General features: G+C 59.9%; 27 protein-coding genes and 1 pseudogene. 12 read left to right on the top strand and 16 right to left on the bottom strand.

The annotated features are described in order from the left end of the window. The first annotated feature begins 448 nt into the window (after positions 1-448). From cyoA to cyoD, 4 genes are read left to right on the top strand one after another with little or no spacing between them, the layout of a single operon-like run. A complete protein-coding gene (cyoA, locus tag AC0L2D_RS20085; RefSeq protein WP_473542082.1) occupies positions 449-1,471 on the top strand; it encodes a ubiquinol oxidase subunit II in 1,023 nt (340 codons plus the stop codon). A gap of 2 nt (positions 1,472-1,473) precedes the next feature. Further along, on the top strand, positions 1,474-3,477 hold the full coding sequence (gene cyoB, locus AC0L2D_RS20080; protein WP_473542175.1) for a cytochrome o ubiquinol oxidase subunit I: 2,004 nt from the start codon (positions 1,474-1,476) through the stop codon (positions 3,475-3,477). Beyond that, entirely contained in the window at positions 3,474-4,160 is a 687-nt protein-coding gene (locus AC0L2D_RS20075) for a cytochrome (ubi)quinol oxidase subunit III (protein WP_082826763.1), read from the top strand. Before cyoB ends, AC0L2D_RS20075 begins: the two co-directional genes overlap by 4 nt. Next, a complete protein-coding gene (gene cyoD, locus AC0L2D_RS20070) occupies positions 4,157-4,567 on the top strand; it encodes a cytochrome o ubiquinol oxidase subunit IV (RefSeq protein ID WP_050596256.1) in 411 nt (136 codons plus the stop codon). The genes AC0L2D_RS20075 and cyoD overlap by 4 nt, the downstream gene beginning before the upstream one ends. Before the next feature lie 77 nt (positions 4,568-4,644). On the opposite strand, the gene AC0L2D_RS20065 is transcribed toward cyoD, so the two are convergent. The 4 genes from AC0L2D_RS20065 to AC0L2D_RS20050 all read right to left on the bottom strand — a co-directional run bounded on the left by AC0L2D_RS20065 (position 4,645) and on the right by AC0L2D_RS20050 (position 10,994). Beyond that, entirely contained in the window at positions 4,645-8,034 is a 3,390-nt protein-coding gene (locus AC0L2D_RS20065) for a DEAD/DEAH box helicase (RefSeq protein WP_473542079.1), read from the bottom strand. A gap of 979 nt (positions 8,035-9,013) precedes the next feature. Then, positions 9,014-9,544, bottom strand: a complete 531-nt coding sequence (locus AC0L2D_RS20060) for a DUF1003 domain-containing protein (protein ID WP_063170620.1) — start codon at positions 9,542-9,544, stop codon at positions 9,014-9,016. Positions 9,545-9,584: 40 nt separating this feature from the next. Continuing rightward, complete coding sequence (locus AC0L2D_RS20055) at positions 9,585-10,628, bottom strand: alpha/beta fold hydrolase (protein WP_473542077.1); 1,044 nt, start codon at positions 10,626-10,628, stop codon at positions 9,585-9,587. An 87-nt stretch (positions 10,629-10,715) separates the two neighbouring features. Next, positions 10,716-10,994, bottom strand: coding sequence for a DUF488 domain-containing protein (locus AC0L2D_RS20050; protein ID WP_082826764.1), 279 nt, complete (start codon positions 10,992-10,994; stop codon positions 10,716-10,718). A gap of 511 nt (positions 10,995-11,505) precedes the next feature. Here AC0L2D_RS20050 and AC0L2D_RS20045 point away from each other — a divergent pair. Continuing rightward, positions 11,506-11,796 carry a hypothetical protein gene (locus tag AC0L2D_RS20045; RefSeq protein WP_063170623.1) on the top strand — a complete coding sequence of 97 codons (291 nt, stop codon included), beginning with the start codon at positions 11,506-11,508 and terminating at the stop codon, positions 11,794-11,796. Positions 11,797-11,891: 95 nt separating this feature from the next. Here the strand turns inward: AC0L2D_RS20045 and AC0L2D_RS20040 are convergent, their stop codons facing one another. The 3 genes and pseudogenes from AC0L2D_RS20040 to AC0L2D_RS20030 all read right to left on the bottom strand — a co-directional run bounded on the left by AC0L2D_RS20040 (position 11,892) and on the right by AC0L2D_RS20030 (position 13,719). Next, a complete protein-coding gene (locus AC0L2D_RS20040) occupies positions 11,892-12,176 on the bottom strand; it encodes a hypothetical protein (protein ID WP_023769064.1) in 285 nt (94 codons plus the stop codon). A 513-nt stretch (positions 12,177-12,689) separates the two neighbouring features. Then, a complete protein-coding gene (locus tag AC0L2D_RS20035) occupies positions 12,690-12,932 on the bottom strand; it encodes a hypothetical protein (protein ID WP_473542075.1) in 243 nt (80 codons plus the stop codon). A 68-nt stretch (positions 12,933-13,000) separates the two neighbouring features. Next, a pseudogene (locus AC0L2D_RS20030) lies at positions 13,001-13,719 on the bottom strand (SOS response-associated peptidase). A 76-nt stretch (positions 13,720-13,795) separates the two neighbouring features. On the opposite strand from AC0L2D_RS20030, the gene AC0L2D_RS20025 reads away from it, so the two are divergent. Both AC0L2D_RS20025 and AC0L2D_RS20020 read left to right on the top strand, forming a co-directional pair. Then, on the top strand, positions 13,796-14,029 hold the full coding sequence (locus tag AC0L2D_RS20025) for a hypothetical protein (RefSeq protein ID WP_013533302.1): 234 nt from the start codon (positions 13,796-13,798) through the stop codon (positions 14,027-14,029). Between the two features lie 9 nt (positions 14,030-14,038). Then, entirely contained in the window at positions 14,039-14,284 is a 246-nt protein-coding gene (locus tag AC0L2D_RS20020; protein WP_473542073.1) for a hypothetical protein, read from the top strand. 327 nt (positions 14,285-14,611) lie between these two features. On the opposite strand, the gene AC0L2D_RS20015 is transcribed toward AC0L2D_RS20020, so the two are convergent. Next, on the bottom strand, positions 14,612-14,752 hold the full coding sequence (locus AC0L2D_RS20015) for a hypothetical protein (RefSeq protein WP_473542071.1): 141 nt from the start codon (positions 14,750-14,752) through the stop codon (positions 14,612-14,614). Between the two features lie 83 nt (positions 14,753-14,835). Continuing rightward, positions 14,836-15,702: an ATP-dependent DNA ligase gene (locus AC0L2D_RS20010; protein ID WP_473542069.1), complete on the bottom strand. Its 867-nt coding sequence runs from the start codon at positions 15,700-15,702 to the stop codon at positions 14,836-14,838. A 458-nt stretch (positions 15,703-16,160) separates the two neighbouring features. Here AC0L2D_RS20010 and AC0L2D_RS20005 point away from each other — a divergent pair, with 458 nt between their 5' ends. Next, positions 16,161-16,436, top strand: coding sequence for a hypothetical protein (locus AC0L2D_RS20005; RefSeq protein WP_224673437.1), 276 nt, complete (start codon positions 16,161-16,163; stop codon positions 16,434-16,436). Here AC0L2D_RS20005 and AC0L2D_RS20000 read toward each other — a convergent pair. Both AC0L2D_RS20000 and AC0L2D_RS19995 read right to left on the bottom strand, forming a co-directional pair. Next, a complete protein-coding gene (locus AC0L2D_RS20000; protein ID WP_224673428.1) occupies positions 16,430-16,771 on the bottom strand; it encodes a hypothetical protein in 342 nt (113 codons plus the stop codon). The two genes, AC0L2D_RS20005 and AC0L2D_RS20000, sit on opposite strands and share 7 nt — an antisense overlap. A 124-nt stretch (positions 16,772-16,895) precedes the next feature. Then, complete coding sequence (locus tag AC0L2D_RS19995; protein ID WP_473542066.1) at positions 16,896-17,237, bottom strand: sunset domain-containing protein; 342 nt, start codon at positions 17,235-17,237, stop codon at positions 16,896-16,898. 140 nt (positions 17,238-17,377) lie between these two features. On the opposite strand from AC0L2D_RS19995, the gene AC0L2D_RS19990 reads away from it, so the two are divergent. Together AC0L2D_RS19990 and AC0L2D_RS19985 are read left to right on the top strand one after the other, a co-directional pair. Continuing rightward, positions 17,378-17,818, top strand: coding sequence for a hypothetical protein (locus AC0L2D_RS19990; RefSeq protein WP_473542064.1), 441 nt, complete (start codon positions 17,378-17,380; stop codon positions 17,816-17,818). Between the two features lie 313 nt (positions 17,819-18,131). Next, positions 18,132-18,356, top strand: coding sequence for a hypothetical protein (locus AC0L2D_RS19985; RefSeq protein ID WP_063173946.1), 225 nt, complete (start codon positions 18,132-18,134; stop codon positions 18,354-18,356). Positions 18,357-18,785: 429 nt separating this feature from the next. On the opposite strand, the gene AC0L2D_RS19980 is transcribed toward AC0L2D_RS19985, so the two are convergent. Both AC0L2D_RS19980 and AC0L2D_RS19975 read right to left on the bottom strand, forming a co-directional pair. After that, the gene (locus AC0L2D_RS19980) at positions 18,786-19,004 is read right to left on the bottom strand and encodes a hypothetical protein (protein WP_473542062.1); all 219 of its coding nucleotides are present in this window, start codon (positions 19,002-19,004) and stop codon (positions 18,786-18,788) included. A 171-nt stretch (positions 19,005-19,175) separates the two neighbouring features. After that, positions 19,176-19,400, bottom strand: a complete 225-nt coding sequence (locus AC0L2D_RS19975) for a hypothetical protein (RefSeq protein ID WP_127369446.1) — start codon at positions 19,398-19,400, stop codon at positions 19,176-19,178. Between the two features lie 488 nt (positions 19,401-19,888). Between AC0L2D_RS19975 and AC0L2D_RS19970 the strand changes: the two genes are divergently transcribed. Both AC0L2D_RS19970 and AC0L2D_RS19965 read left to right on the top strand, forming a co-directional pair. Continuing rightward, positions 19,889-20,080 carry a hypothetical protein gene (locus AC0L2D_RS19970; RefSeq protein WP_063170631.1) on the top strand — a complete coding sequence of 64 codons (192 nt, stop codon included), beginning with the start codon at positions 19,889-19,891 and terminating at the stop codon, positions 20,078-20,080. 123 nt (positions 20,081-20,203) lie between these two features. Beyond that, positions 20,204-20,467 carry a hypothetical protein gene (locus AC0L2D_RS19965; protein ID WP_013525235.1) on the top strand — a complete coding sequence of 88 codons (264 nt, stop codon included), beginning with the start codon at positions 20,204-20,206 and terminating at the stop codon, positions 20,465-20,467. 780 nt (positions 20,468-21,247) lie between these two features. Here AC0L2D_RS19965 and AC0L2D_RS19960 read toward each other — a convergent pair. The 3 genes from AC0L2D_RS19960 to AC0L2D_RS19950 all read right to left on the bottom strand — a co-directional run bounded on the left by AC0L2D_RS19960 (position 21,248) and on the right by AC0L2D_RS19950 (position 22,968). Then, positions 21,248-21,466 carry a hypothetical protein gene (locus AC0L2D_RS19960; protein WP_473542059.1) on the bottom strand — a complete coding sequence of 73 codons (219 nt, stop codon included), beginning with the start codon at positions 21,464-21,466 and terminating at the stop codon, positions 21,248-21,250. 12 nt (positions 21,467-21,478) lie between these two features. After that, complete coding sequence (locus AC0L2D_RS19955; protein WP_473542173.1) at positions 21,479-21,709, bottom strand: tyrosine-type recombinase/integrase; 231 nt, start codon at positions 21,707-21,709, stop codon at positions 21,479-21,481. A 113-nt stretch (positions 21,710-21,822) separates the two neighbouring features. After that, a complete protein-coding gene (locus AC0L2D_RS19950; protein ID WP_473542057.1) occupies positions 21,823-22,968 on the bottom strand; it encodes an extracellular catalytic domain type 1 short-chain-length polyhydroxyalkanoate depolymerase in 1,146 nt (381 codons plus the stop codon). Positions 22,969-23,114 lie beyond the last annotated feature (146 nt).

Below are 23,114 nucleotides of genomic sequence, written 5' to 3'. Positions count from 1 at the left end.
CCCTCGGGTCGCGCCCATGTCGCCCAAACACTGACAAGCGGAACAATCCCGGGAGGCGCCAGTTAGGCGTCGCACGCTTGGGCGACTTGCGGCCAGCCCCGAAAAAATCCCGCGTCAGGAGCAGACGTCAGATGGAAAACGAGCACCCCGAAGGACGTGTCCTCTCCGCCGGCGCGGCGATCGGCAAGAAGTTCGGGCCCCCACCGGTCGTCACTAGCCATGACTGGCGTCGATTCGCTCATGGGCCAAAACCGTGGAGCGGTCCCGGCTCCACCAGCTTGATGGGGTGATCGACTTAGCTGTGCTCCATCGCCGTGCCGCCGAATTGGAGTTTGTGTACGAGCCAGCGAGGAGGAACAAACCTGGGAAGCGCCAGTTAGGTCCTTCGTCCGGCGGAGGGCGGCACCCCGGCCACGCGCCTTGAAGTTGGTTCAGAGGAAGGCTTCAGATGAGAAGTGCCAAGAGCGCGTGCCCCAAGAACGCGTCCTCTCCAGGATTGGTGGCCGAGCAAGTGTTGTTGCCATCCAGCCCCAAGCCGGGGCGGCAACTGCTCTGGATCCCGGCAATCGCATTCTTGCCCGGTTGCGCGGGGGGTGTGCTCGACCCGCAAGGACCCATTGGCTCGGGCAACCGCACGATCCTCTTGAACTCACTGGCGGTGATGCTGGCGATCGTTGTTCCGACGCTTGTTGCGCTCTTGGCCTTCGCATGGAAATTCCGCGCCTCGAACAGCGACGCGCGCTATGACCCGGAGTTCACCTATTCGGGGCGCATCGAGTTGATCGTCTGGTCGATCCCGACGCTCACCATCCTTTTCCTTGGCGGGCTGATCTATTACGGATCGTACCAGCTCGATCCGCGCAAACCGATCCCTTCCGCGCAGCCGCCGCTCGACATCCAGGTGGTGGCGCTCGACTGGAAATGGCTGTTCCTCTATCCCGAGCAGGGCGTGGGCGCTGTCAATCAATTGGTTATCCCCGCCGGCGTTCCAGTTCATTTCAAGCTGACCTCGGCCAGCGTGATGAACACGTTCTTCGTGCCCCAGCTTGGCAGCATGGTCTACGTCATGAACGGCATGCAGACCGAGTTGCATCTGCAGGCCGACTATCAGGGCAGCTTTTTCGGCCAGTCGGCGCACTTCAGCGGCGACGGCTTCTCGGACATGAACTTCAGCGTGAGCGCGGTTTCAGCCGATGCCTTCACCCGCTGGACGTCGTCGCTGCGTGGCGGCGGCGGCGTGCTCAACGCGAATGCCTATCGCGAGCTCGCCCGGCAAAGCACCAACGTGCCGCCGTCCACGTTCGGCCATGTTCAGCCCGGGCTGTTCGATGCCGTCGCTCAGCAGATATTGCCCCCGGGTCCGGGGCCGGCCGAAAGTGCCGCCGGCGGCGAGCCACAGGTGAGCCCAAAGGCATTGCCCGCGGCGGCGCCGCCGACGGGGCATCATCCACAGGCAGAAGGGGCGGAATGACGATGCTGGGCAAGCTCGACTCGTCGGCCATTCCCTTCGATCAACCCATCCCGCTCGTCGCGGCTCTCGGCGTCTTTCTGGCAGCGGTCGCCGTGCTTGGATGGATAACGGTGAAGGGCTACTGGCCCTATCTGTGGAACGAGTCGATAAGCTCGGTCGACCACAAGCGCATCGGCGTGATGTACATTGTGCTGGCGATGCTCATGCTTCTGCGTGGCTTCATCGATGCCATCATGATGCGCACGCAACAGGTGCTGGCGATCCACGGGCCGGGCTACCTGCCGCCGGAGCATTACGACCAGATCTTCTCCGCGCACGGCACGATTATGATCTTCTTCGCGGCGATGCCTTTCATGATCGGCCTGATGAATTTCGCCGTACCGCTGCAGCTTGGCATACGCGATGTAGCCTTTCCGACACTCAATTCCGTCAGCTTCTGGCTGACGGCTTCCGGAGCCCTGCTGGTCAACATCTCGCTTGTCATCGGTGAGTTCGCGCGCACCGGCTGGCTGCCCTATGCCCCCTTGTCGGAGACCACCTACTCGCCGGGCGTCGGCGTCGATTACTATCTGTGGTCGATCCAGATCTCCGGCGTCGGCACGCTGCTTACCGGCGTCAACCTGGTGACGACCATCCTCAAGATGCGTGCGCCTGGTATGGGCTACCTGCGAATGCCGATGTTCTGCTGGACCTCGCTCGCGTCCAACCTGCTCATCGTCGCAGCCTTCCCGATCCTCACCGCCACGCTGGCGATGCTGACGCTGGACCGCTATCTCGGCTTCCATTTCTTCACCAACGAAGCCGGCGGAAATCAGATGATGTTCGTCAACCTGATCTGGGCCTGGGGCCATCCCGAGGTCTACATTCTGGTGCTTCCCGCCTTCGGCATCTTCTCCGAGGTCTTCTCGACATTCTCGTCAAAGCCGCTGTTCGGATACCGTTCGATGGTCGCGGCCACGATGTTCATCTGCATCGTCTCGTTCATGGTCTGGCTGCATCATTTCTTCACCATGGGCGCCGGAGCAGACGTCAACGCCGCCTTCGGCATCGCCACGTCGGTCATCGCCGTCGGCACCGGGGTGAAGATCTACAACTGGCTCTTCACCATGTATGGCGGGCGCATCCGCTTCGACACGCCGATGCTTTGGGCGCTGGGCTTCGTGACCACCTTCACCGTCGGCGGCATGACCGGCGTTCTGCTTGCCGTTCCACCGGCCGACTTCGTGCTGCACAACTCCCTTTTCCTCGTCGCGCATTTCCACAACGTCATCATTTCGGGCGTGCTGTTCGGCGCGTTCGCCGGCTTCACCTACTGGTTTCCCAAGGCGTTCGGATTCCGCTTGCACGAAGGCTGGGGCAAGGCCGCATTCTGGGTCACCTTGGCCGGCTACATGCTGGTCTTCGTGCCGCTCTATATCGTCGGTCTGCTCGGCATGACGCGGCGCCTGCAGCATATCGACATGGATCTTTGGGCGCCATGGCTGGTGGTGGCCGCGTTCGGCGTGCTGGTGATGATCGCCGGCGCCGCACTGCAGATCATGCAACTCGCCGTTTCGATCCGGCATCGCGACAAGCTTCGCGATGAGACAGGCGACCCATGGGACGGGCGTTCACTGGAATGGTCGACGTCTTCCCCTCCCCCCGTTTTCAACTACGCGCGGCTGCCTTTCGTCGAGGATGAAGAGCCCTACTGGCGCATCAAGCAACGGGCAAGGGAGGAGAAGAGGCCCGGTGCGGAGGAAGGATACGAGCCTATCGAGATGCCGCGCAACAGCCCGACAGGCTTCGTCACCGCCTTCTTCAGCACGCTGATCGGGTTCGCGCTGATCTGGCACATATGGTGGCTGGCGATCGTCGGCTTCATCGGCGCCTACGCGACCTTCGTCGTCTTCGCCTGGCGCGATCATGGGGATTTTGAGATTCCCGCCGAAGAGGTCGCGCGCATCGACGATGACCACAAGGCCGCACAGTCAGCCCGGCTGCGGCGCTGGGAGCGGCCGGCATGAGCGATCACGCGCTACCCGGCGACTTCGGCGCGGGCACCCAGGCCCGAGACCCCTATCGGCTTGGTCAGGGCGGCCGACACGGCGTGCGCTCCGCGACCGGCCACGGAGAAGGCGGCCCGGCCTCGAAATTCGTCACCGTGGCATATGGCTTCTGGATCTTTCTGCTGTCCGACATCATCATATTCTCGGCCTTCTTCGCGGCGTATGCCGTGCTTGCCAAGGCGACCGCCGGCGGACCGACCGGCAAGGATTTGTTCGAGCCCACCCGCGTTGCGGTGCAGACGGGCCTTCTGCTCACGTCGAGCTTCACCGGTGGCCTGGCGACACTCGCGACCCATCGCAGATCGATGGCTGCCACGCAGGCCTGGCTGCTCGTCACCGGATTGCTCGGGGCAGCCTTCCTGTTTCTGGAGGTACAGGAATTCGCGGCGATGATCGGCGAGCAGGCGGGGCCTTCGCGCAGCGCATTTCTATCAGCCTTCTTTGCGCTCGTTGGCTGCCACGGCACCCATGTCGGGCTGGGGCTGCTCTGGCTGGGCACAATGATGGCGCAGCTATGGGTCAAGGGTTTTCGGTCGGATATTTTGCGGCGGCTCCACTGCTTCGGGCTTTTCTGGCACGCACTCGACATCATCTGGGTCGCCATCTTCACCCTGGTCTATCTGTTGGGAGCATCGCCATGACCGACATCGAGAGCAGGCCCGGCGAGATGCAGGACCGCCGCGATTCCGCACCGGGCGAGGAACGTATAACCGAGCACGAAGTGGCTGGAGGGCTGTTGGGCTATGTGATCGGCTACGGCCTGGCCATCCTGCTCACGATCGCGTCATTCCTGGCGGCTCAAACCGATCTGATTTACCAGCCGGCGGTGATTTCGGCCCTGGTGGTGCTCGCTGTTGCGCAGATGGGTGTGCATCTAGTCTTCTTTCTGCACCTGACCACCGGGCCGGACAACACCAACAACATCCTGGCCCTGGCCTTCGGCGTGCTGATCGTTGCGCTGGTGGTCCTGGGCTCGGTTTGGATCATGGCCCACCTGAACGAGAACATGGCCGCCATGACGGCCCATCAAGCCGGAACGATGCCTTAAACCTCGCCCTGCTAGTCTTGGCTGAGGTGAATATGAAGCTGGTACATTGTACCGCCGCGGTGGAGATAAAAGGCTCGTCAGACCTCGTGCTTTGGCTGAACTGCACGTATGGCATCTAGCGCCAAGCGAACGGCATCGATGCCTGAGACGCGGGGCTCGATCCGCCTGAAAATCACGCGGCCGTTTCGGTACTCCAGGCCCAACACCTTCCTGTCCCGCCATCGTGACGCCAGAGGCTTGTTGCGCAAGGTGATCGCGACGGCTTCGGGCCCAACATCAACTTTGCCGACACCCAGTTCCGACGCTGCTATCCGCAACCTGGTAAGTTCCAGCAGAACGGTCACTTCGCCAGGCATGTCACCAAAGCGGTCCTCGAGCTCCTCGCTGAATGCATCAAGGTCCAAGTCAGAACGAATACGAGAGAGCCGCGCATAGAGGCCGACACGGACAGTAGGCTCGTTTACATAGCTTTCGGGAAAAGCCCCTTTTGCAGGCACGTTGATGTTGGCAAGTTGCCTGTTGGGGTCGGCCCCTTCTCCAGCCGCCGAGACCGCCCGCTCCAGCAAGTGCTCGTAGAGGCCCACTCCGATCAGTTTCATATGCCCAGCCTGATCTTCGCCGAACAGATCGCCGGCGCCGCGCAGGTCGAGGTCCCTTTGACTGATTGCCAGGCCGGAGCCAAGCCGATCGAGCGCAAGCATTGTCGAAAGCCGGGCCCTGGTGCCGTCGGCCAGCTCAACGCCAGGTTCCGTCAGAAGAAACGCAGCCGCTTGCATCGCTCCTCTACCGACCCGACCCCGTAGCTGGTGCAACTGCGCCAGACCGAACCGGTCCGGGCGCCAGACAATGATGGTGTTGGCTCGAGGCACATCGAGCCCACTCTCGATGATGTCGGTGCTCAACAAAATGTCGCCATCACCGTCAGCGAATCCGACCATGACTTCGTCCAGCTGCCTCCCTTTCATTTCACCGTGCGCCGTCATGATGCCGAGTTCCGGCACCAGCCTGTTCAGCTGGTCAGAGACCGGGCCAATGTCCTCGATGCGAGGAACCACGAAGAAACTCTGTCCACCCCTGTGAAATTCACGCAAGAGGGCCGCGCGCACCGATGCTGGATCGAACGCTGCCAGGATCGTGCGGACGGGACGTCTTTTGGCGGGCGGAGAGTTTAGAACGCTGACATCCTGGATGCCCGACAGCGCCGATTGCAGCGTCCGCGGTATCGGCGTGGCGCTCATGCTCAGCGTGTGAAGGCAGGGCGCCATGTTCCGCAGGGCCAGCTTCAACTTGACGCCGAACCGGTGCTCCTCGTCAATCACCAGCAGTCCAAGATTGGCGAAAGTGACGCTCCTGGACGACAAGGCCTGAGTACCCACGACGATCGTAACCTGGCCGCTCCGCAGGCCCTCCTTTGCCGCTTTTGCCTTTGCTGCCCCGACCATCCTTGACAGGTGGGCGACCTGCAGGCCCGTTCCTGCGAAACGGCGGCTGAACGTCTCATAGTGCTGTCGTGCCAACACGGTTGTCGGCGCTATGACCGCAACCTGTTTCCCGCAGAGGGCGGCGGCGGCGCAAGCACGCAAAGCCACCTCTGTCTTGCCGAAGCCAACATCACCGCAGACGAGCCGGTTCATTGTTCTCCCCGAGGAAAGGTCGTCGAGCACAGCGCGGATGGCGGCGGCCTGGTCAGGAGTCTCGGTATAGGGAAATTTCGCCGCAAAACGGGCCAAGTCCGCGCGGGAGGGCTTGATGATCTCGGCGGGCTGGCTGGACCTCATCTCGGCAAGGCCCACCAGGCGCTTGGCCAGCCTGTCGATCTCGCGCAACGCAGCCTCGCGTCGCTTGGGCCAGCCCTCGCCGTTGAGGCGATCGAGCGACACTGCCTCCGGTTCCGAGCCGTAGCGCCATATTTTCCCAAAGTCGTCGACCGGAACCAGCAAGGAAGCCCCGCCATGATATTCCAGCCTGACAACATCCTGGTGCTGACCAGCCAAGTCGACCTGTTCGACCGCCGCGAGCACGCCCAGGCCATGGTCTTCATGGACGACGACGTCGCCGATGCGCAACTCGGGTTCGAGTATGCTTGCGGCCATGCCGGCATCCGCCTTCAACGCAGGGCCAAACAGGTCGGCTGCGGCGACCATCGCGATACCGGATTGCGCGTCGACAAACCCTTCATGGAGGACGAAGCCAGCCTTGAGAAGAGAGCCTCTCGCGGCCGAAAGTATTTGCGGTAAGTCGACCGCTTCCTCAGCCCGCCGGCCTAGCTTTCTATTGAGCAGGCGATCTGCTCGCTGCAGTTCAGAGGCATCGCCGGTCAACACCACCCTGGCCCCGGCGCTTGTCTGCCTTGTCACGAATTCAGCGATTTCGTACCCGGGCCGGGCCAGGCGAAAGAATTTGGGAACTCGCTCGGCAGAAACGGCAAGTCTCGTGGAGCGGTTGCGCACGGAAGCATCCCACTCTTCACGCGACAGGTAAAATTGTTCCGGCAAAGGTTTCTCGCGCCCGGCAGCCTCCTGCCTGGCACGGCGTGCATCCTCGATCAGGTCCAGAATTTTGTCGAGCGGCTGCCCATCGATCCCTTCAAGGAAGGAGATCGAGGCGCTCGACGCACTGTCGAAGACAGATGGCATCGCGCCATATAATGCGACCAGGCGCTCTTCCATCGACGTCGCGCGCATCGCTGTCAGCTCAGGATGATCACCAGCTTTAAACATCAGCTCGGATGCCGGTCCGACAGCAATCGAGTCTCGAACCTGGTCGCTGAGCTGACTGATCGGATCGTAGGTCTTGAGCTCTCGAATGCAGCTGTCTGGGCCAAGGACGACGCGAACGGGGTCCTCCGCGCCAGCGGGGAAGATGTCCATGAGATCGCCCCGAAAAGCTATTTCACCCGGTTCGTCGACCCTCTCGTCGACGACATAGCCAAAAGCTTCGGACCTTGTTCTGAAATCATCCCGGTCGAACTTTTGTCCCACCTCCAGAATTGCGAAACCGCCAGCAATGACCTGGGCGGGCGGCACCCGCTGCAGACTGGCTTCGATCGACATTACAGCGATGCGCGCACGATCGGGCTTCGTTGCCATGTGACACAACGCACGAAGCCTCCGCCCCATATTGGCGCGTGTGGGCCACACCCTGTCGTAAGGCAGGCAATCCCAGGACGGCAGCAAGATGATCTCCGCGTGCGGCAGGAACTGACGCAAAGCCCCGACGATCTCGTCGGCGCTGCGTTCCGAGGCAGTTATATGGATAATGTGCTTGTGCCGGCTGGCCTCCAGCCCACCGGCCAGCGCTGCCGCGATAGCTGAAGATGGCGGGACGCCGTGCTCTATCGTAAACCCGCTGTCATCCGTGTGATCGATTTGTTCGACATCCGTCCGCGAAATATGCCTGTTCACTGAAATCTCACCTTGTCCCCAGAAGAACGTCAGCACAGCGACCCCGTTCCTGGCGGCGCGCATTAAAGTGTTCCAGGACGGGGCAGCCGGTGCGGCGTTGATGCATTGCTTCCTAGCTGCCCTAAGAACTGGCGGCTGTGATTCTGTCACCTTGAATCACGCTCGACGCCGGCAGAACGCTCTGTGCGTCGGGCCATGCCGCGCGGTGGCCCGTCCGCCGGAGTTAGTATGTGCACATGCTGAATTGCCGAAATGACGATAACCACGCGAGGGATTGTCGAGAAAGCTGTTCGAGTTCGTCCTCGTCCGTTATCCCAGCTTGGTAGTAAGCCAGGATGCGCGATGCACTCCGTTCTCTCTTGGTCTCGGTCTCGTTTTTTGGGGTTGCTGCGCGCCAAAACGCGGCTCAGGACGGCCAGCTCTGATGGGGTGAAGGCGTCTCTATGCTTGCATCAACTCCGCGCCGCCCGCCTCGGGTGGGGAGCCGAGGCGGGCTGAAGCTGTGGGGATCCAGCTTCCGATGCCGGGCAACAGGCGATTGTGCAAGAGGGATTGTCCGGCGCGGCCCAACGCAGGATGGACAGAATGTTCCGGGAGTTTTGGTGAGGCGAAAATAATTGGCCAAGAGCCAGAAGCACGGCGCAGGATACGGCATGTAAGACTTGCCGGCGTGCGATCCAGTCAGCAGCTCGGGCCAAGATCCGAATCCTGGATGTGAGTTTCTGGACCTTGCTGAGCATTTAAGAGTTGAGGTACGGCCGTTATGATCTGCGGCAGAAAGAAGGGCTTGGTGATCATATTATGCTGTTGGGAACACCTTCGGCTCCCCAGTGTACCTCGCTATCGCCGCTGATACGCTGCCGCGATCGATTGACGTCCTGAGGTCGCCTTGGACAACGCCAAGACGGGCTTGGTGCTTCGACAGCCAAGTGCCAGACGATGAGGACGATTGCAGGCCTACAGCAGCCGCGCGAATGGTTTCTCGCTGTAAGCTCGTGTTGGGTTGGTACGCTGCGGCGGCTTGCCGGCGCGGTCGCTTTGATCAAGCTTCCTGCTGATCTTCAGAAGCCTGCTGGATTTGGGTCATCACCTTTCGGGGATCGACATTCTCTGCCAGTTGCCGCAGCTCTTTGTCGGCCGGGGTGGAGACATTCAGACGCACCGCCAAGGCAGCCACCATCTCGATCAGCCGCGTGGTTTCATGTTCGTTAAGGAGGCTGATCTGCAAATCCAGTTCCGCTCGGCGCTCGCTGTGTTCGGCCATTCTGTTCTGATTGATCAGCACGAAGGTAGACAGGAAGATTGCCTCGACGGAAGCGACCATGGCCAGGATCACGAAAGTTGGGTCCCAAGCTGGGATGGCTGGTATCGCGCCTAGGTTTGCAAGGATCCAGGCGACGAGGATTGCGAGATGCAGATAGACGAAAGTCATGCTCCCCGCGAAGCGCGAAATAGCCCCGGCAATCCGCACCTGAACGCTTTGGTGCTCCTCCTGTTGTCGCCTGTGCTCGACCAGTGCCTCTATGTTCTGGTGGAGCACCGACTGCATGTTGGCTGGACGTTGGTCGCTCATTTGAAAAGCTCGTTTGAACGACGATCTCGTGCAAGCGGCGTCACTTGTCGCCCGCCTGGAACATTTGCGGAGCCGGACCTAGCTTGAACTCGTCGGCACGCAGCTTACGTCGCTGCCGACGGCCCGATTGGGAAAGGGCGTGCCGTGCTGAAATCGTGTGCACCATACCGACTACTGCCTGCGGGGCGCTCTGATGAACCATATGGCCAGCGCCCGGAATCACCTCGAGGAGAGACCCACCAACTTCGGCATGCAGGCGCCGTGCATCCCGTTCCGCATCGAACAACCGGTCTCCAGATCCCGCCAGGATGCCGGTCGGTACGGAAATGTCCTTATAGCTGGCCTTCTTCGACAGGGCCGCGGCCAGCATAGATGCTGACTCCGAACAATCCGCCCGCAGTTGGGAAGGGCGGCTGGCGGCATCCTTGGCGGATGCGGCGAAGTCGCTGGCGATCATAGCGGGTCGAAATATCTTTTCCATTGCCCAAGGCCAGGCAAGCCTCACAAGCAGCGGCAACAAGGTGTGGCGAAACCCCGTTCCGATCACCGGCAATGCCGGGAGTGCGGCCAGTGCAAGATCCAGCCGCGGTGGCGGATAGTAATAGCCTGAGACAAGCACAATGCCGGCGACCGATGAAGAATGCCTGCGCGCCAACTCGAGGGCGATCCAGGCTCCCCAGGAATGTCCAAGGACGAGATATTTCTTAATACCCAATCTGCCGGCGGCGGCATGTATGAGGTCGGCTTGGTCGCAAGCGGACCAGCGCCGGGTGCGCGAACGTGAGCTTCGCCCAAAGCCGGGACGGTCAAATGCGAGCACCCGGTAGGTCTTTGCCGCCTCATCGAAGACGCCGCTCGACTTGAAATCCTCCGCCATGGATCCATTGCCATGCAGGAGAAGCAGCGGCATGCCGGTTCCGGCTTCGATAAAATGCAGGCGCAGACCATCAATTGCCATCATACGTCCGCATGTCAGGCTGGCGATCGCACGTTTGGCGCGGATGGCGTTGTATCCCGCTAGTGCCGCTAATGCAGCGACGGACAATCCGGCCGCTAGTTTCGCCCCGTCTCTGTCCAACGCCATGCGCGTGCCTTAGAAGCTGTCTGCGTGACCCAACCTTCGAGGTCACAGCTTGTTCCGCCAGACCCTGTGCCTGGCGTGGAAGGCTTTTCAACGCCTGGCGATCGCCATGGCCGCGATCTTGCAATGATCCATGCTTGCGTCCCGAGGAGATGCTCCCGGGATAAACGATCGTTCCATCATCGCGCACACAGCGCCTGGCGTCAGGCTGGCCTCCTCGGCATGACCGGCCCCAAGAGTATGCATGACGCGTTCCCCTTCTCCGAGCAGGTAGTCGGAAATAATGCGGCGGTGGCACCGCCACCAGACGGCTTCCGCGCACATGATTGGGCAGCGATGCCGGCTGCTAAGCTCTTGCAGTTCCGCCAAGCCTTTGGCGAACGGCTCCGCCGAATCGGACCCAAAGCGGTCTTTGTTCGCCGTTCGTACACGCTTTCAGGCTCAATTGAACCGGTGAGCGCTGTCTGCCAACGTGGCTCTCTTTGGAAAAGTAAGCCCGCTGCCTGGGCGGGGGGCTTGGGGTTAGGCAGCGGGCTTCGTAGGCGATTAGGGTTCAGAACCCACGCGAACGATGCTCTCAGAGTGTTAACGAAACCTTAACGAAGCTCGGAGCGTTTTACCAATCTTGGTGACCTGTGGATAACCCTCGCAGTTACGCGTTCAATGACAGAGCTGAGGTCCACGGCTTCGCGGTCATGCTGTTCTTCGACAGGTTCCGCCTGCATATTCGGATCACCGTCTCATCCATTGATGCCCGCCCAGGTGAACCGTGATCCCTGCTGCCAATCCAACCAAGATAATTTTGCGGCGTTCCCCGATACACCCGTTGTTCAATTGAATTGCTGTGTATTATTCCGCTGTTGTCTTTAGGATGAGAGCCATGCCCCTATCATCCTTCGCCAAAGAACTGGAGAACGCCGCCGATAGCATCGCCGACATGTCGCGAGCGGATCTTCCGATCATGCTTCGGCGCGCTGCGTTGATGCTCCGGAACGTCGCCGGCCTCCCGCTAGAGCCAGCAACACAGGACGCACTGAACTCCATTGCCGCTGAAATGAAAATCGGCCGGTCGGAGCTCATTCAGATCGTCTTGCGTGAGTGGCTGGAAACGAATGCTTATCTGCCAGTCCGGATGATTGACGAGGAAAGCGAGACCGACGGGAGCGCTTAGCAACATGGCTCGCAAGGGAATGGTCCGCAGAAAAAGGCCCGTGCCTAAGGGACGGGCCAAATACGTTTCGGGAACAATGCCTAGAGCGGTTATTCTCAGCCGCCCATCTTCTTGGCCATGGCACAGAAATCAGCGTGCGACTTGTTGAGCGTGGTGTCGCCGCAGTCTTTCAGCACCGCCTTTTGTTCATCCGGTTTCATGGACATCCATGCGGTCTTGAAATCCGCTTCCGACCTCAAGGTTTTCATGCCGGCATCCGTGAAGAAAGGTGACATCTTTGCAGGATCATCGAGCGCGGAAGTGGTGCTGCTGCCAGCCAGCGCTGAGCCCGTCATCATTGCGAGCGCCATCGCGCCCATCGTAAGCATTTTGATGCTCATTTTTTCCTCCGTTTAGTTCTACACGCGCAAATCGCGTGACCTGGGAAAAAAACGTCGGCGTCTGAACTCTGTTCCCGCATCTCGCCGATTCCGCATCGGCAGCCGTCTGACCGCGCTGATGTCGTGGCCGGTGCAGTGAGGAGTCCACCGTGGGGCGACGGACCACTGCGGCCAGCTTAAAGTGCGATCGGCAAACGCGGGCCCATTAACCACCTTCCTGGATAGATTGGACCCCAATGGGGATGCGGGGGGTTTACCTTGCGTGGAAAATCACAAGCACAGATTCTATTGTCATATTGAGCGCGACGGATTGTGGGGAGTTTGGGATTGCGTCGCCAACAGGCCGGCAAGGTTGGGCGGTGGCGACCTTCGCGGTTGCACTGCCAAAGGGCTGAAGCTGCGGAACACGTCCTCACGAGAATTTACGACGGCGGACTTGATGCCGTCGCTATCCGCATCGGGTCATTGTCAGTTCTGCGGGTTCGGCCTGATCGATCCCCGGCCGCCAGGCGCTTACCCAGCCTTAGGGGGCAGCACCGGTCCAGTGGTGTTCCACCGGATGAACTCGACCTCTTTCCCGGTGACGTCCCGCACGGCCTTCAATAGCACCTCATGCAGGACGCGCGTCTGCCTGTAGTGGTCGCAATGTGGCGATATGAACGGCTTGATGATGCTTAGGTGCAGCGCTTCCGCTGCCACCAGGAAGCGCTCGATTTCAGCCTGTGATAACTGCTTTGAGGGTATTGACCTAGCCATTGCGACACCTTTTGAGAGTCGCCCGACCTGAGGACAATTTTCCTACCGCGACCGTTCAGTGTAAAGGCTCAAACGTCGAAAAGGTCGTTTGGTCCCACGCCAATTTCGTCAATGATGTCCGGCGTGTTGTTTCGCGGGCTTCCGACCTTCCTGTCAATCGGCCACATCTTCATCAGCTCCGAAGGATATGGCTTCATGAGGTTGCGTGGATCCAGTTCCGGTCCGAGCCAGCGCATGTAATCGGCAGGCGCCAGAATAACCGGCATGCGATCATGGATCGTCGCCATCAACGTATTGGGCTCGCAGGTGACGACAGCGAAGGTCCGGATCAACTCGCCGGTCGCCTTGTCGGCATATTCTTCCCATACTCCAGCCATGGCAAAAGGCTCGTCCTCCGTCATGGCGATAGCGTAAGGCTGCTTTTTCGTGCCCGAAACATCGAGCTTTTGCCATTCGAAATAGCCGTCGACGGGCACTAGGCAACGGCGCGCGGCGTATGCTTTTCGGAACATGCCGTTGCTGGCAATCGTCTCGCACCGCGCATTGACAGGCGGTGGCCGCCCGCCGCCATCGCGCGCCCAGCCGGGAACCAGCCCCACTTCGCAGAAACGAAACCGGCCATGCTCGTGTAAAGCTCTTCACGCACAATGCTTGGATAGGTCAGGCTGGGCGCGCCATTCCAGACCGGGAACCCGTTGCCCAAACGCTCAACGTCGCCAGGGTGCGCGAACTCGAAGCGCCGCACCATGTCCGGGATGGTCGATTTTACAAAAACGCGTCCACACATTTAGGGTCGTCTCATTGACAAGGATCGAGGCCCGCCCAAAATGGGAACGGAGTGAGAACGAGTCAAGGTTGTGGTGATGCCGAAGAAGCCAAAGGACGTAATGCTGCCAGCGGTCTCGGGCGTCACAATCGAAATCGATGACCGCGATAATCCCGAGGTCTGCCTGGTCGGGCTGTTGACTGCCGAGGGGAAGCGATCCTTCACCCTGAGCGAAAACGGCGCTCGGATGATGGTGAAGGCGTTGCACTCATTTCTCGATCTCCTCGACGGATCTACGTCCGAGAAAAAGCCCAAAGGCCCCGCCAACTGAGAATCAGATATGGTCAATCCGCCCAAGCGACAGGACGATTATCAGGACCGAGCCATCGACTACCAGGAGGCCATGGAGCCAGGCTTTCAGGTGATTGTCGATTGCATGCTGGAGGCGGGATGGACGCGAGGCGAGACATTGCGGGCGCTGAAACGGCTCATAGCGGCCGACAATAAGGCTCAGAAAGAGAACGCCAGGCTGGAAACGCAACTCGCAATTGCGCGGGCCATGTTGCGCGCTGGAAAGCCGATTTAAGGTCTGTTGACCTGTTGGGGGTCCCTTGGCAATGCGTCGATTGCCACCGGGCGCATAAACTCTTGCACCGACCTGGGAGGAACATGCGTCCGCAGTCGAAGTTCGGAATGCGCTTGGTAAGGAAATCTCCTTGAAACAGCCAAGCAAGGCCCGCCACTGGCTCCGAGACCCGGTGGCGGGCCACCCGCGATTAATCTTTTTCGTAGGGCTGGAACCTGTTTCTGAAATCGAAGTTGGAAATGTGCTTGGTTGAGATTCCCCTCCTCAAATCCAAGCTCTGGTGCAAGTGCAAGGCCCGCCGCTGTAATTGTGTCCTCAGCGGCGGGCTTACTTCGTCAGGCGCTCCACGGTCTCAATGATCGCCTTGGCCAATGCCTCGCCTTTATAGATCGGCTCTGGGCCATAGTAGCCCGTCACCCATTCCTCGCTAGGCAGCACACCGGCAGGGCATACCTGCTCGATGGCCATTCGGACGAGCTTCAAGGCTGCACGCTGATCGACTGCCACAGGGGAGTTGGGTTGGACGTTCACATGGTGGAGCGGCCGGGGCGTCATGCCTTAGCCTCGCGGATCTCCCGCAAAGTCGCATGGCGTAGCTTGTCCTCGCGCTTAAGGGTCTTCACTCGTCCGACAAGGCCAGGTTTGATCCATGCGGCGTCTGGCTTGTCGGCTCCCTTCGGTGGCGTGCCTTTCCCCTCCTGCACCTTGGCCCATAGGCGTTCTCGCATGGCTTTGGTCAGCGCGATGTTTGCCGATCCGACATAGCGGCGTTCCGCATCGCGGGTTGCCATCAAAGCTAGTGGTGCCGATCCCGGTTTTAGCTGCACGCCTGCAACCTCAAAGTCGACTTCCTCGTAGCATTTGGTTTTCAGCCACGCTTCGGTGTCGCCTGACCGATACACGCTGTCCGGCCGCTTCGACACCATGCCCTCCACGCCCATGCGATCAACCGCGGCGTAGAAGTCAGCCCCGCCGCCATGCACATGGTGACTGTACTGGATCACGCCCTTGGCAGGCCCGACGAGTTCGAGCAGCTTTTCCCGACGTTCCAGCAGAGGTGCTGGGCGCAGGTTGACCCCGTCCAGGTGCAGTAGATCGAAGGCGACGAAGATAATCCGATCCGGCGCCCATCGCATCGCGGACCGCAGCGAATGGAAATCCGACACGCCCTTCCCGTTGAGGACGATTGCCTCGCCGTCGATGATTGCCGACTTGGGGGAAAGGGTTGCCGCCGCCTCGACTATCGTCTTGTACGTCAATGACCAGTCGTAGCCCCTTCGGGTGATCGCTCGGGCCGTGCCGTCCTCGATTATGATTTGCGTCCGATAGCCATCGTACTTGATTTCGTGAATCCAGTTGTCCCCTGTCGGCGGCACCTCGACAAGCGTGGGGAACATTGGCCGGATGAACTTCAACATACGCGAACTCGGACTGACCGAGTTTAAATTAGATTAAGCTAAAATGGTTGCAAAGGGATGACACGCGCAGAACCCGCCGCGTTGGCCAAGCACGACGGGTTCGCAATTTGGGCGGCTACATCCTGAGAATCGACCGCCACTGTGCCAACCTGGGATTCAAAGAATAGTTCCGACTTTTCGAAGATCGTACTGCGCGAACTAGTCCATGAGGTTTAATTGTTGCGCTGTCGTTTTGCGAGTAGCGTAAAAGTTTGGGCACTAGGCCCACCCTCGTGCCCAGATTGGTCGGCACGGTTCTGTCACCGTCGCTTGGTATCCGACCGTGTCGACCACCATGTGGCGTGCCAACCCCGCCCGCCAGGCCGGCGTCCATCTCCGAAGCACCCCGCCAAAGGGCGCCGGCCACTTTGAGATATCGTTGATCGCCGCTCCCGTTCCTGCTATGTTCACGCCATGGGATGGACGTTTGGTTCATTGATCGAAAGCGGCATGACGGCGCATTGCGCCCGCTGCAATCATTCCGCACGCTCGACCTGGAGGCGCTGCGCGAGCGGTACGGCGCTGATGCGCCAGCGATGGCCGCTGATCTCGCGCCTAGATGCGCTGCTCGAATTGCGAACAGCAAGCGTCGGTTTCAGCTATTGCCCGACCCGACGAAGCATTCCGGCATGGGGCAGGCGAATGCTTATGCCAAGGCCAACGAAGGGCGGCAGGCCAATCCGGCTTGTCAGTAACGGCAAACCCGAACGCGCTCCAGCACCCGGTGGTGATGGTGCCAGTGCTTAACCCACTTCAAGCGGCAATGGTGACGATGCCGGAAATAGTAGCGATGCGGGTAGCGGACCACGTAGCCAGGATAGCGGGGGCCGTAGTAGCGGCCGCCATAGTCGTAAAACGGACCTCCGCCGTAGAAGGGGCCACCGCCGTAAAACGGGCCGCCGCCGAACGGACCAAAGCCGCCGAACGGACCAAAAAAGCCGATGCCAGAACCGAAGTGTGCATCCGCAGGCGCGACCGTGGCTGCGGCGCAGGCGATGGCGATCACGGAAGCAAGGAACAGTTTTCTCATAGCAACCTCCCTGAGGTCCCTTCAGCCGAGAAACTTCCGCAGGAGCCGTATGTTCCCGATTGCTAATATTCTGTTGCGCGCCGACCTACAGATGTTTTTGCCGATTCCGCAGCCTCAGTTCCCGTCATACCTTCGACTTTCGCCAGCCAGCCCACCAAGCATCCCATTGAGAGCAAAACCAGCGCTCCCCCTTGGCCGGGTTAACGACCGTTTCGTCATAGTAGCGCTGACCTGGCATGTGATAGATACGGTCGCCTGTTTCGCTGATATTGCCCTTAATGTTGCATCCACTTGGCGAGCTAGGGCTACCCAGACGATGCACTGTGGGAAGGTGATGCTGTTCGGCTTGCGGCGGTATGAGATAGCTTGCCCCGGCAACACCGCAAAGCAAAACCGGGATCAGCGCCCGCTGCTCTAACAGCGAACGCCTATGCCGCCTTATAGGCTTCTGTTTTTGGAGGCCCATAACCCTCTCCCCATCGAAGAATGCGACTCTTGCTTGTTGGAGTCCAGATGGCGCTACCCAGCCGTAGGGGAATGGCGGGCGGGCGCTCCGGGGATAAGTAAAGCTCCTGTATTAGGAATCGCTATAGTTGTGTACCTTACGTGACTCGAATCAAGGGTTGCGGCCAAGCAATCAACGGGTTAATGGCAAGTTCACCTCGACTTCCGGCCACCTATAAACAGCTTCCTCTCGACCTCGGAATCGAGGTTGAAAAAGACGTCAACGGCATCGAAATGGGCGTGCTTGAAAATGGCATGGCCTATCTCACGCAAAGCGGCCTTTCCGCCATCTGTGGCGCGGCACGGTCTACCATCCAAGAGATCACCAACGAGTGGGAAGACAACTTCGGCCTCGATCTCCAGTGCGGGCGGTCGCTCTATTTTTCCGACTACCTTAGGCAGGCAGGGTACACGAGCCGACGCTCTTTATGGAGATACAGCGCAATGGTTCTACCCATTACGCTTATCCCGAACTCGTTTGCATGGCCTTCATTGAGTTCTTCGCCTTCGAAGCCCAGAGGGCGAATGACACAGCCCTTCTGAACTTCCGCAAGCTGCCAGGTACGGCCTCAATCAGTTCATCTATGACGCCCTTGGGTATTCACCGCTCAAGCACACGAGCGGCGGCGGCCCTCGCTTCGTCTAACCGGCCAAGCTTGGCGAGCGCAGCGGTCAGTGCGACCCACGCCATGGGTGGTTGGTCTCGACAATAAAGCTTTGGCATCGAAGCGTCGCAACCGGAGCGTGGCAGCAAAAGAAACCAGCGGGGACCTGCCTCGGAACAAATCATCGACGATCCTGTTGGGGCAGGAAACCGGAATGTGAAGGCAGTACAACAGACGAAGGGAAACCGAAGATGTCGAAGTCTTCCGACCGCACCGTTCCCGGCGAAGGCAAGATCGAAACCGGCCCGAAAACATCTCCGCAACAGGATCCGGTGGAGGGGTCTCGCGAGACAATCGATCGCGAACTCGAGCGGACCGATGACGAATATAGTTCCGACGAGGCGGAACGCTCGCGCCGAGACGTGCAAAAAGAGGTGGCGGAAGAGAACGAGCTGCCGGAACGCGGCTCGGCATAAGGATTGCCGGCACGTGCCAGGCAGAGACATGGAAGATTCCATCCGAGGCCGGTCCTGAGAGGCATCCCGATCCAGGAGAAGGAATTCCAGGCCAATCATGACCTTGTCCGTGATGGCGATCGGCCCTGGCATTCGTTTGTCCTTATCGACGGCTTGGTCGGCTCTACCAAACACACCGGCGAGGGTAAGCGGCAGATCACATCATTCTTCGTGACCGGCGACATTCCGAATCTGCACGGACCACATCTTTCGGTGATGGACTGCACCTTCCGACCCTGACGCCATCGCGTGTCGGCTTCATGCGCCACGACACACTGCGCGCCATCTGTGAACAGCACCCTAGCTTTGCCGCCGCGTTCTGGCGCTCGACGCTGATCGACGCGGCGATCTACGGGGAATGGGCCACCAATGTCGGGCGCCGCGAGGCCTTCACCCGCATGGCGCACATCCTATGCGGGCTGATCTACCGGCTGCGCGCGGTCGAACGCATCGAGGACCACATCGCCGACATTTGGCACCGGCCGTCGAATCCCAGTAGAACCGGCGACAGGACATCGCTACTTGGGCGTCAGTGATCTGACGCAGGTCGGAATTGGTAGCATCGGCTTTCACAAAGCGGCGGAAGTTGGTGCGCGTGACGCCTTTCATGGTTGGCGCCGCCGGGATCGGCCGGGTTGTCCACCCAGAGGCCTTCAGATTTCAGAACGAGCGCAAGCGCCCGCGCGAAGTTGCGGTCCATGGCTAGTACCTTTCCGCCCTGATGGGCAGTTGTTAAATTGGCAATGGAGGTGGACGGCTGAAATCAGCCGGTTAAGCAAATCAGCGGTCTAGCCGCTGGCACTCATCAAGTAGGCCACCAAGCTCCAGGCAGAGATCGACGCGGCCGAGGCTGTTGGCCTTGTCGTCAATCCCGATGCGGCGGTTGTAGGCCGTGACGGTGTCTTTTAGTTGAGAAACACGACCGGCCTTGTGACCGCTGGAGTAGGCGAAACCAGCGATGCAAATACTAGCAGCGATTGCAAGCGCGGCAGTCTTGGGGTTCATTGGCATTTCGCCCCTCGAATCGACTTGGGAAGTATTCGTCCATGGAAGACAGTTTGACTGAATTGGCAGCGCGGCTCCAGATGCAATGGAGGGCGTGGGCTCCCGCGATTGGCCTTGGTGTTGCCACCGCCATCGGTATGATTTGGACCGTCTATCTACCGATTGTCGGATTGCGTCACATGCTCGGATACAACTAAACCTTTAGCATCCGCACGACGGCATTCCAGCCGTAGGATTTGCTGCAACGCCGGTAACAGTGACCTCCAGGCCGAGCCTACCGAGCGCGACCGAGCAATCCAGGGATGCCGCGTCAGTCGCATTTTCGCCTATGACCGTCTTCGTGATCGACCCTTCGGTTGCCAGCGTTCCAGAAGTGTGCGCACCACGCCGGTCACAGGACTTCTCCTTCGCTTTGTACATTTCGAACGTTGAAGCGCTTTGGGCGCTATGATTTGTTGGTGCCTTCGTCGTGTGTGGGAGTGCGGGCCGTGGACGATGACCAAAGGGCTGGTGTTCGTATCGAACACATCGACGGCCAGTGGGCGGTAGAACTCGTCGAGAATGGCGAAATCACCCAGCATCTTTTCGAGACCGAGGAATTCGCGAGGAACTTCGCCGCCGGTCAGTGGCTAAGGCTAAACCCGAAGCCTATTCCCCCAATGCGCCGGCGACGCCGTTAGAGCGCTAAGCTTAAAAATGCTCTTTCGCGGATGCTGCACCGGGGCCGGAACTTTGATGCAATAGCGAAGTTCGAGGAGGGAGATGCTTTCGCAACAGGCGCCACTTCACGAGAGGCCGGAGCAATGGTGGACAATCTATCTCGCAGGGAAGAACAACGCGGCACGCGAAGACTCATGGCCTGGGGCGTGGCGGTTATTGCCGTCATTTTCCTAGGCCTAATGGCATTCTTTGTACTCACGCCTTTATCGAACGGCTCTTGGCAGACGGCACCGTTCAAGCGTGCTCCTGTGCAAAACCAGGGCGGTAATGCGCCAGTGGATACGTCACCCAGCCCGGGCGTGAAAAAAGACCCTCAGGAAAATACTGAAATGCCGGAGCAGCAGTAGTAGGTTCCGACCCGCTGGCAAACTTTTGCCGGGGCCGGGCGGCGATCTTGTCGAACACGTCCTCTTCCTCTGCGTCGCGAATGGCCTTGGTGTCGCCTCCAAGGATCGGGACCGGCCTTCCCTCGATTGCTGAGCTTACAAAATTGCCCAATTCGGAGGCCTGATGCTACACGTGTGTCGGCACAAGCAAATCTGCACAGCAGCTATGCACGATCCACGATTGCAGAAATCGCTTGGCAGCGGGTAGATTTTGATTGTCGGCCATCTACTCCTCCCAGATGCGATGCCGGCGCTGAATGAGGCGCACCTCCTCCCGCGCCACATTCGAAAATCGAGCCCGCTGCCACCTCCTCCCGGCAGCGGGCTTTTTTTGTCTTCGCCAGCAGACACAGTGGCAAGCATCCGCGATGGCCTGCGAAACCATCCGTAAACCATGCCAAGACGGTAAATATTTTATCTCGAACCGATCGGGTTGCAGGAGGTTGTGGGCGGGTCTGCAACAAAGAGGCCCAGCCGATCCATGCACCGCTTACCCATCTTGCCCGCCCTGTTGATCTCCTTCGGGATTGCCTACGGAATTTGCGTCTGGGCGACGTCGGATAAGCCGGTCAGCTTTTTCGAAGCCCAAGCGGCATCGCAAATGCGTGGACCTGTCGATCGCTCTGAATAGCTGTAACGCCACGGAAGGTGGGGCGGTCCGGTCCTATTATTCACATGGCCACCTTCGTGCACGAGCGCGCGGGCAAGCGCCTAACGGCAATGGCGTAGGTCGAGTTGAGCTTAATAGGTTTCGGAGCGCCGTGCCTTTGCCATCGCCGTGGCCACAGCTTCTCGCACGGTTGGACCTAATGGCTCGGCCAAGCGCCGAGCGGCGTCATCTTTCTGTTCAAGGTAAGAAGGATGGGTAGCGGACTTCGCCAGCATGAAAAACGCGATTATGCACAACGCGCAGAAGCACGCGATCACAGCAAGTGAGCAGGCAATTGCGACCTCAGCCATTTGGATTGTCCTCTAAATGTCGGGTGCTAGTCGGCGAATGATGTCCGCTACATAGGACGGGGCGAGGTGAGCATAGTGCTTCTCCACCGTTCGGGTGTCGCTGCGACCAAGGGCCTGCGCCACGATGATCAACGGAGCGCCATTTCGAACCATCGTGCTGGCGTAGGTATGCCGCAGCTCATGCAGCGTCACATCCGACAGGCCGGCCTGTTTCAAGAGCGCTTTCCAGGGCCGATGGAAAATAGCCTTGGCCCAAACGACGCCGCTGTCTTGGGTAAGCAGGGGTTCACTGCCTTATCGATGGTGGGCTCTTGGTTCAGCAGGGTCCAGACAAAGAGCTCCTCCGCCACAACAATTCAGCGCATCAACCCCGCCGCGCGCAGAGCATTTTCGATGACCTTGGAAATCCCACTTGCCGGACCGCGCGCATTGGCTCGCTCCGGAGTAGGATCGATTCGGACTGCCCGCGGTTTTTCCGTGGGTGCAAAGGACTGCAATGCGGCGCCCGAAGCGACCTCGGCTTTGGCTTTGCGTCGCACGTCCGGCTTCGTCAATTCCCAGAAGCGGGCGATATGGCGTGTCGAGGAAATCCCAACATCCAGCATGAAAGGCCCTGCGTTGCCGAGACCACCGCCGCCAGTTTGCAGTGGCGTTCCATGGCCCATGCCGGCAATGGTGAACGTCTCGACTACCTCGCGCCCGTTGCTGTCGCTCCAGACCTTCCGCGTCTGGCCGTCGACCTTCTCTATGCGTGTTGGCTTTTCGCCGAGATTGTGCACGCTTTGCCACTGCGCCAGGACTGCATCCGCGTTGGCAGGCACAACAGTCGTGTCGGCCGAGCCCTGCCATATCGAAATACGCGGCCACGGACCCTTGTGCGGCGAGGCCGCCCGCAACAGCCGCTGGAGGTCGGCTTGGGACGGACCGCCATGGCCGCGCATGCGGTCGAAGGCTGCGGAGATCGTCGAGGCACTTCCATAGGCGAGCCCGGCAATGATCGCGCCGCCGGCAAACAGTTCGGGATAGTCCGCCAGCATCACCGCCGCCATAGCGCCGCCGGCGGACAGACCGGTGAGAAAGATCCTCTTGCGATCGAGGCCATGCGTAACCACTGCCGCCTCGATCATCTGGCGAATGGACAGTGCCTCGCCGCTGTCGCGCCTGATATCGCCTGGTACAAACCAGTTGAAGCAAAGATTGGGGTTGTTGGCGCGCTGCTGCTCGGGGAACAGCACCGCAAAACCATGCTCGGCGGCGAGCTCGCTCCAGCCGGAGCCATGATCATAGCTGGCCGCGTTCTGGGTGCAGCCATGCAGCACGACGACCAGCGCCGCCTGCCGGGGCAGGTTCTTCGGAAGATAAAGCCTCGCGCGCAAGGCTCCGGGATTGGACCCGAACCCTGTAATTTCGGACAAGTGAGCGTCGTTCCGTTCTCCGGATCCAGCTGCTGGCCGCGCGTGCATCGCGCTCAGGCGAGCGATCGTATCGGATATATTTCGCACGTCGGTGTCCTTGTGCGCCGGAATGGCACGGTCCTGCACAACGCACATGCAGCAATATCGTTGCTGCGATGCACAAGAACAAGTCGTTGCGTCCGTGAACCTATAGATTGAATTGCGCGCTCGGTGAGGCGAACTCAGAGGCCCAG

The sequence above is a fragment of the Mesorhizobium sp. WSM4833 genome, from assembly GCF_055811095.1.
This window is presented reverse-complemented; position numbering and strand designations above follow the sequence as displayed.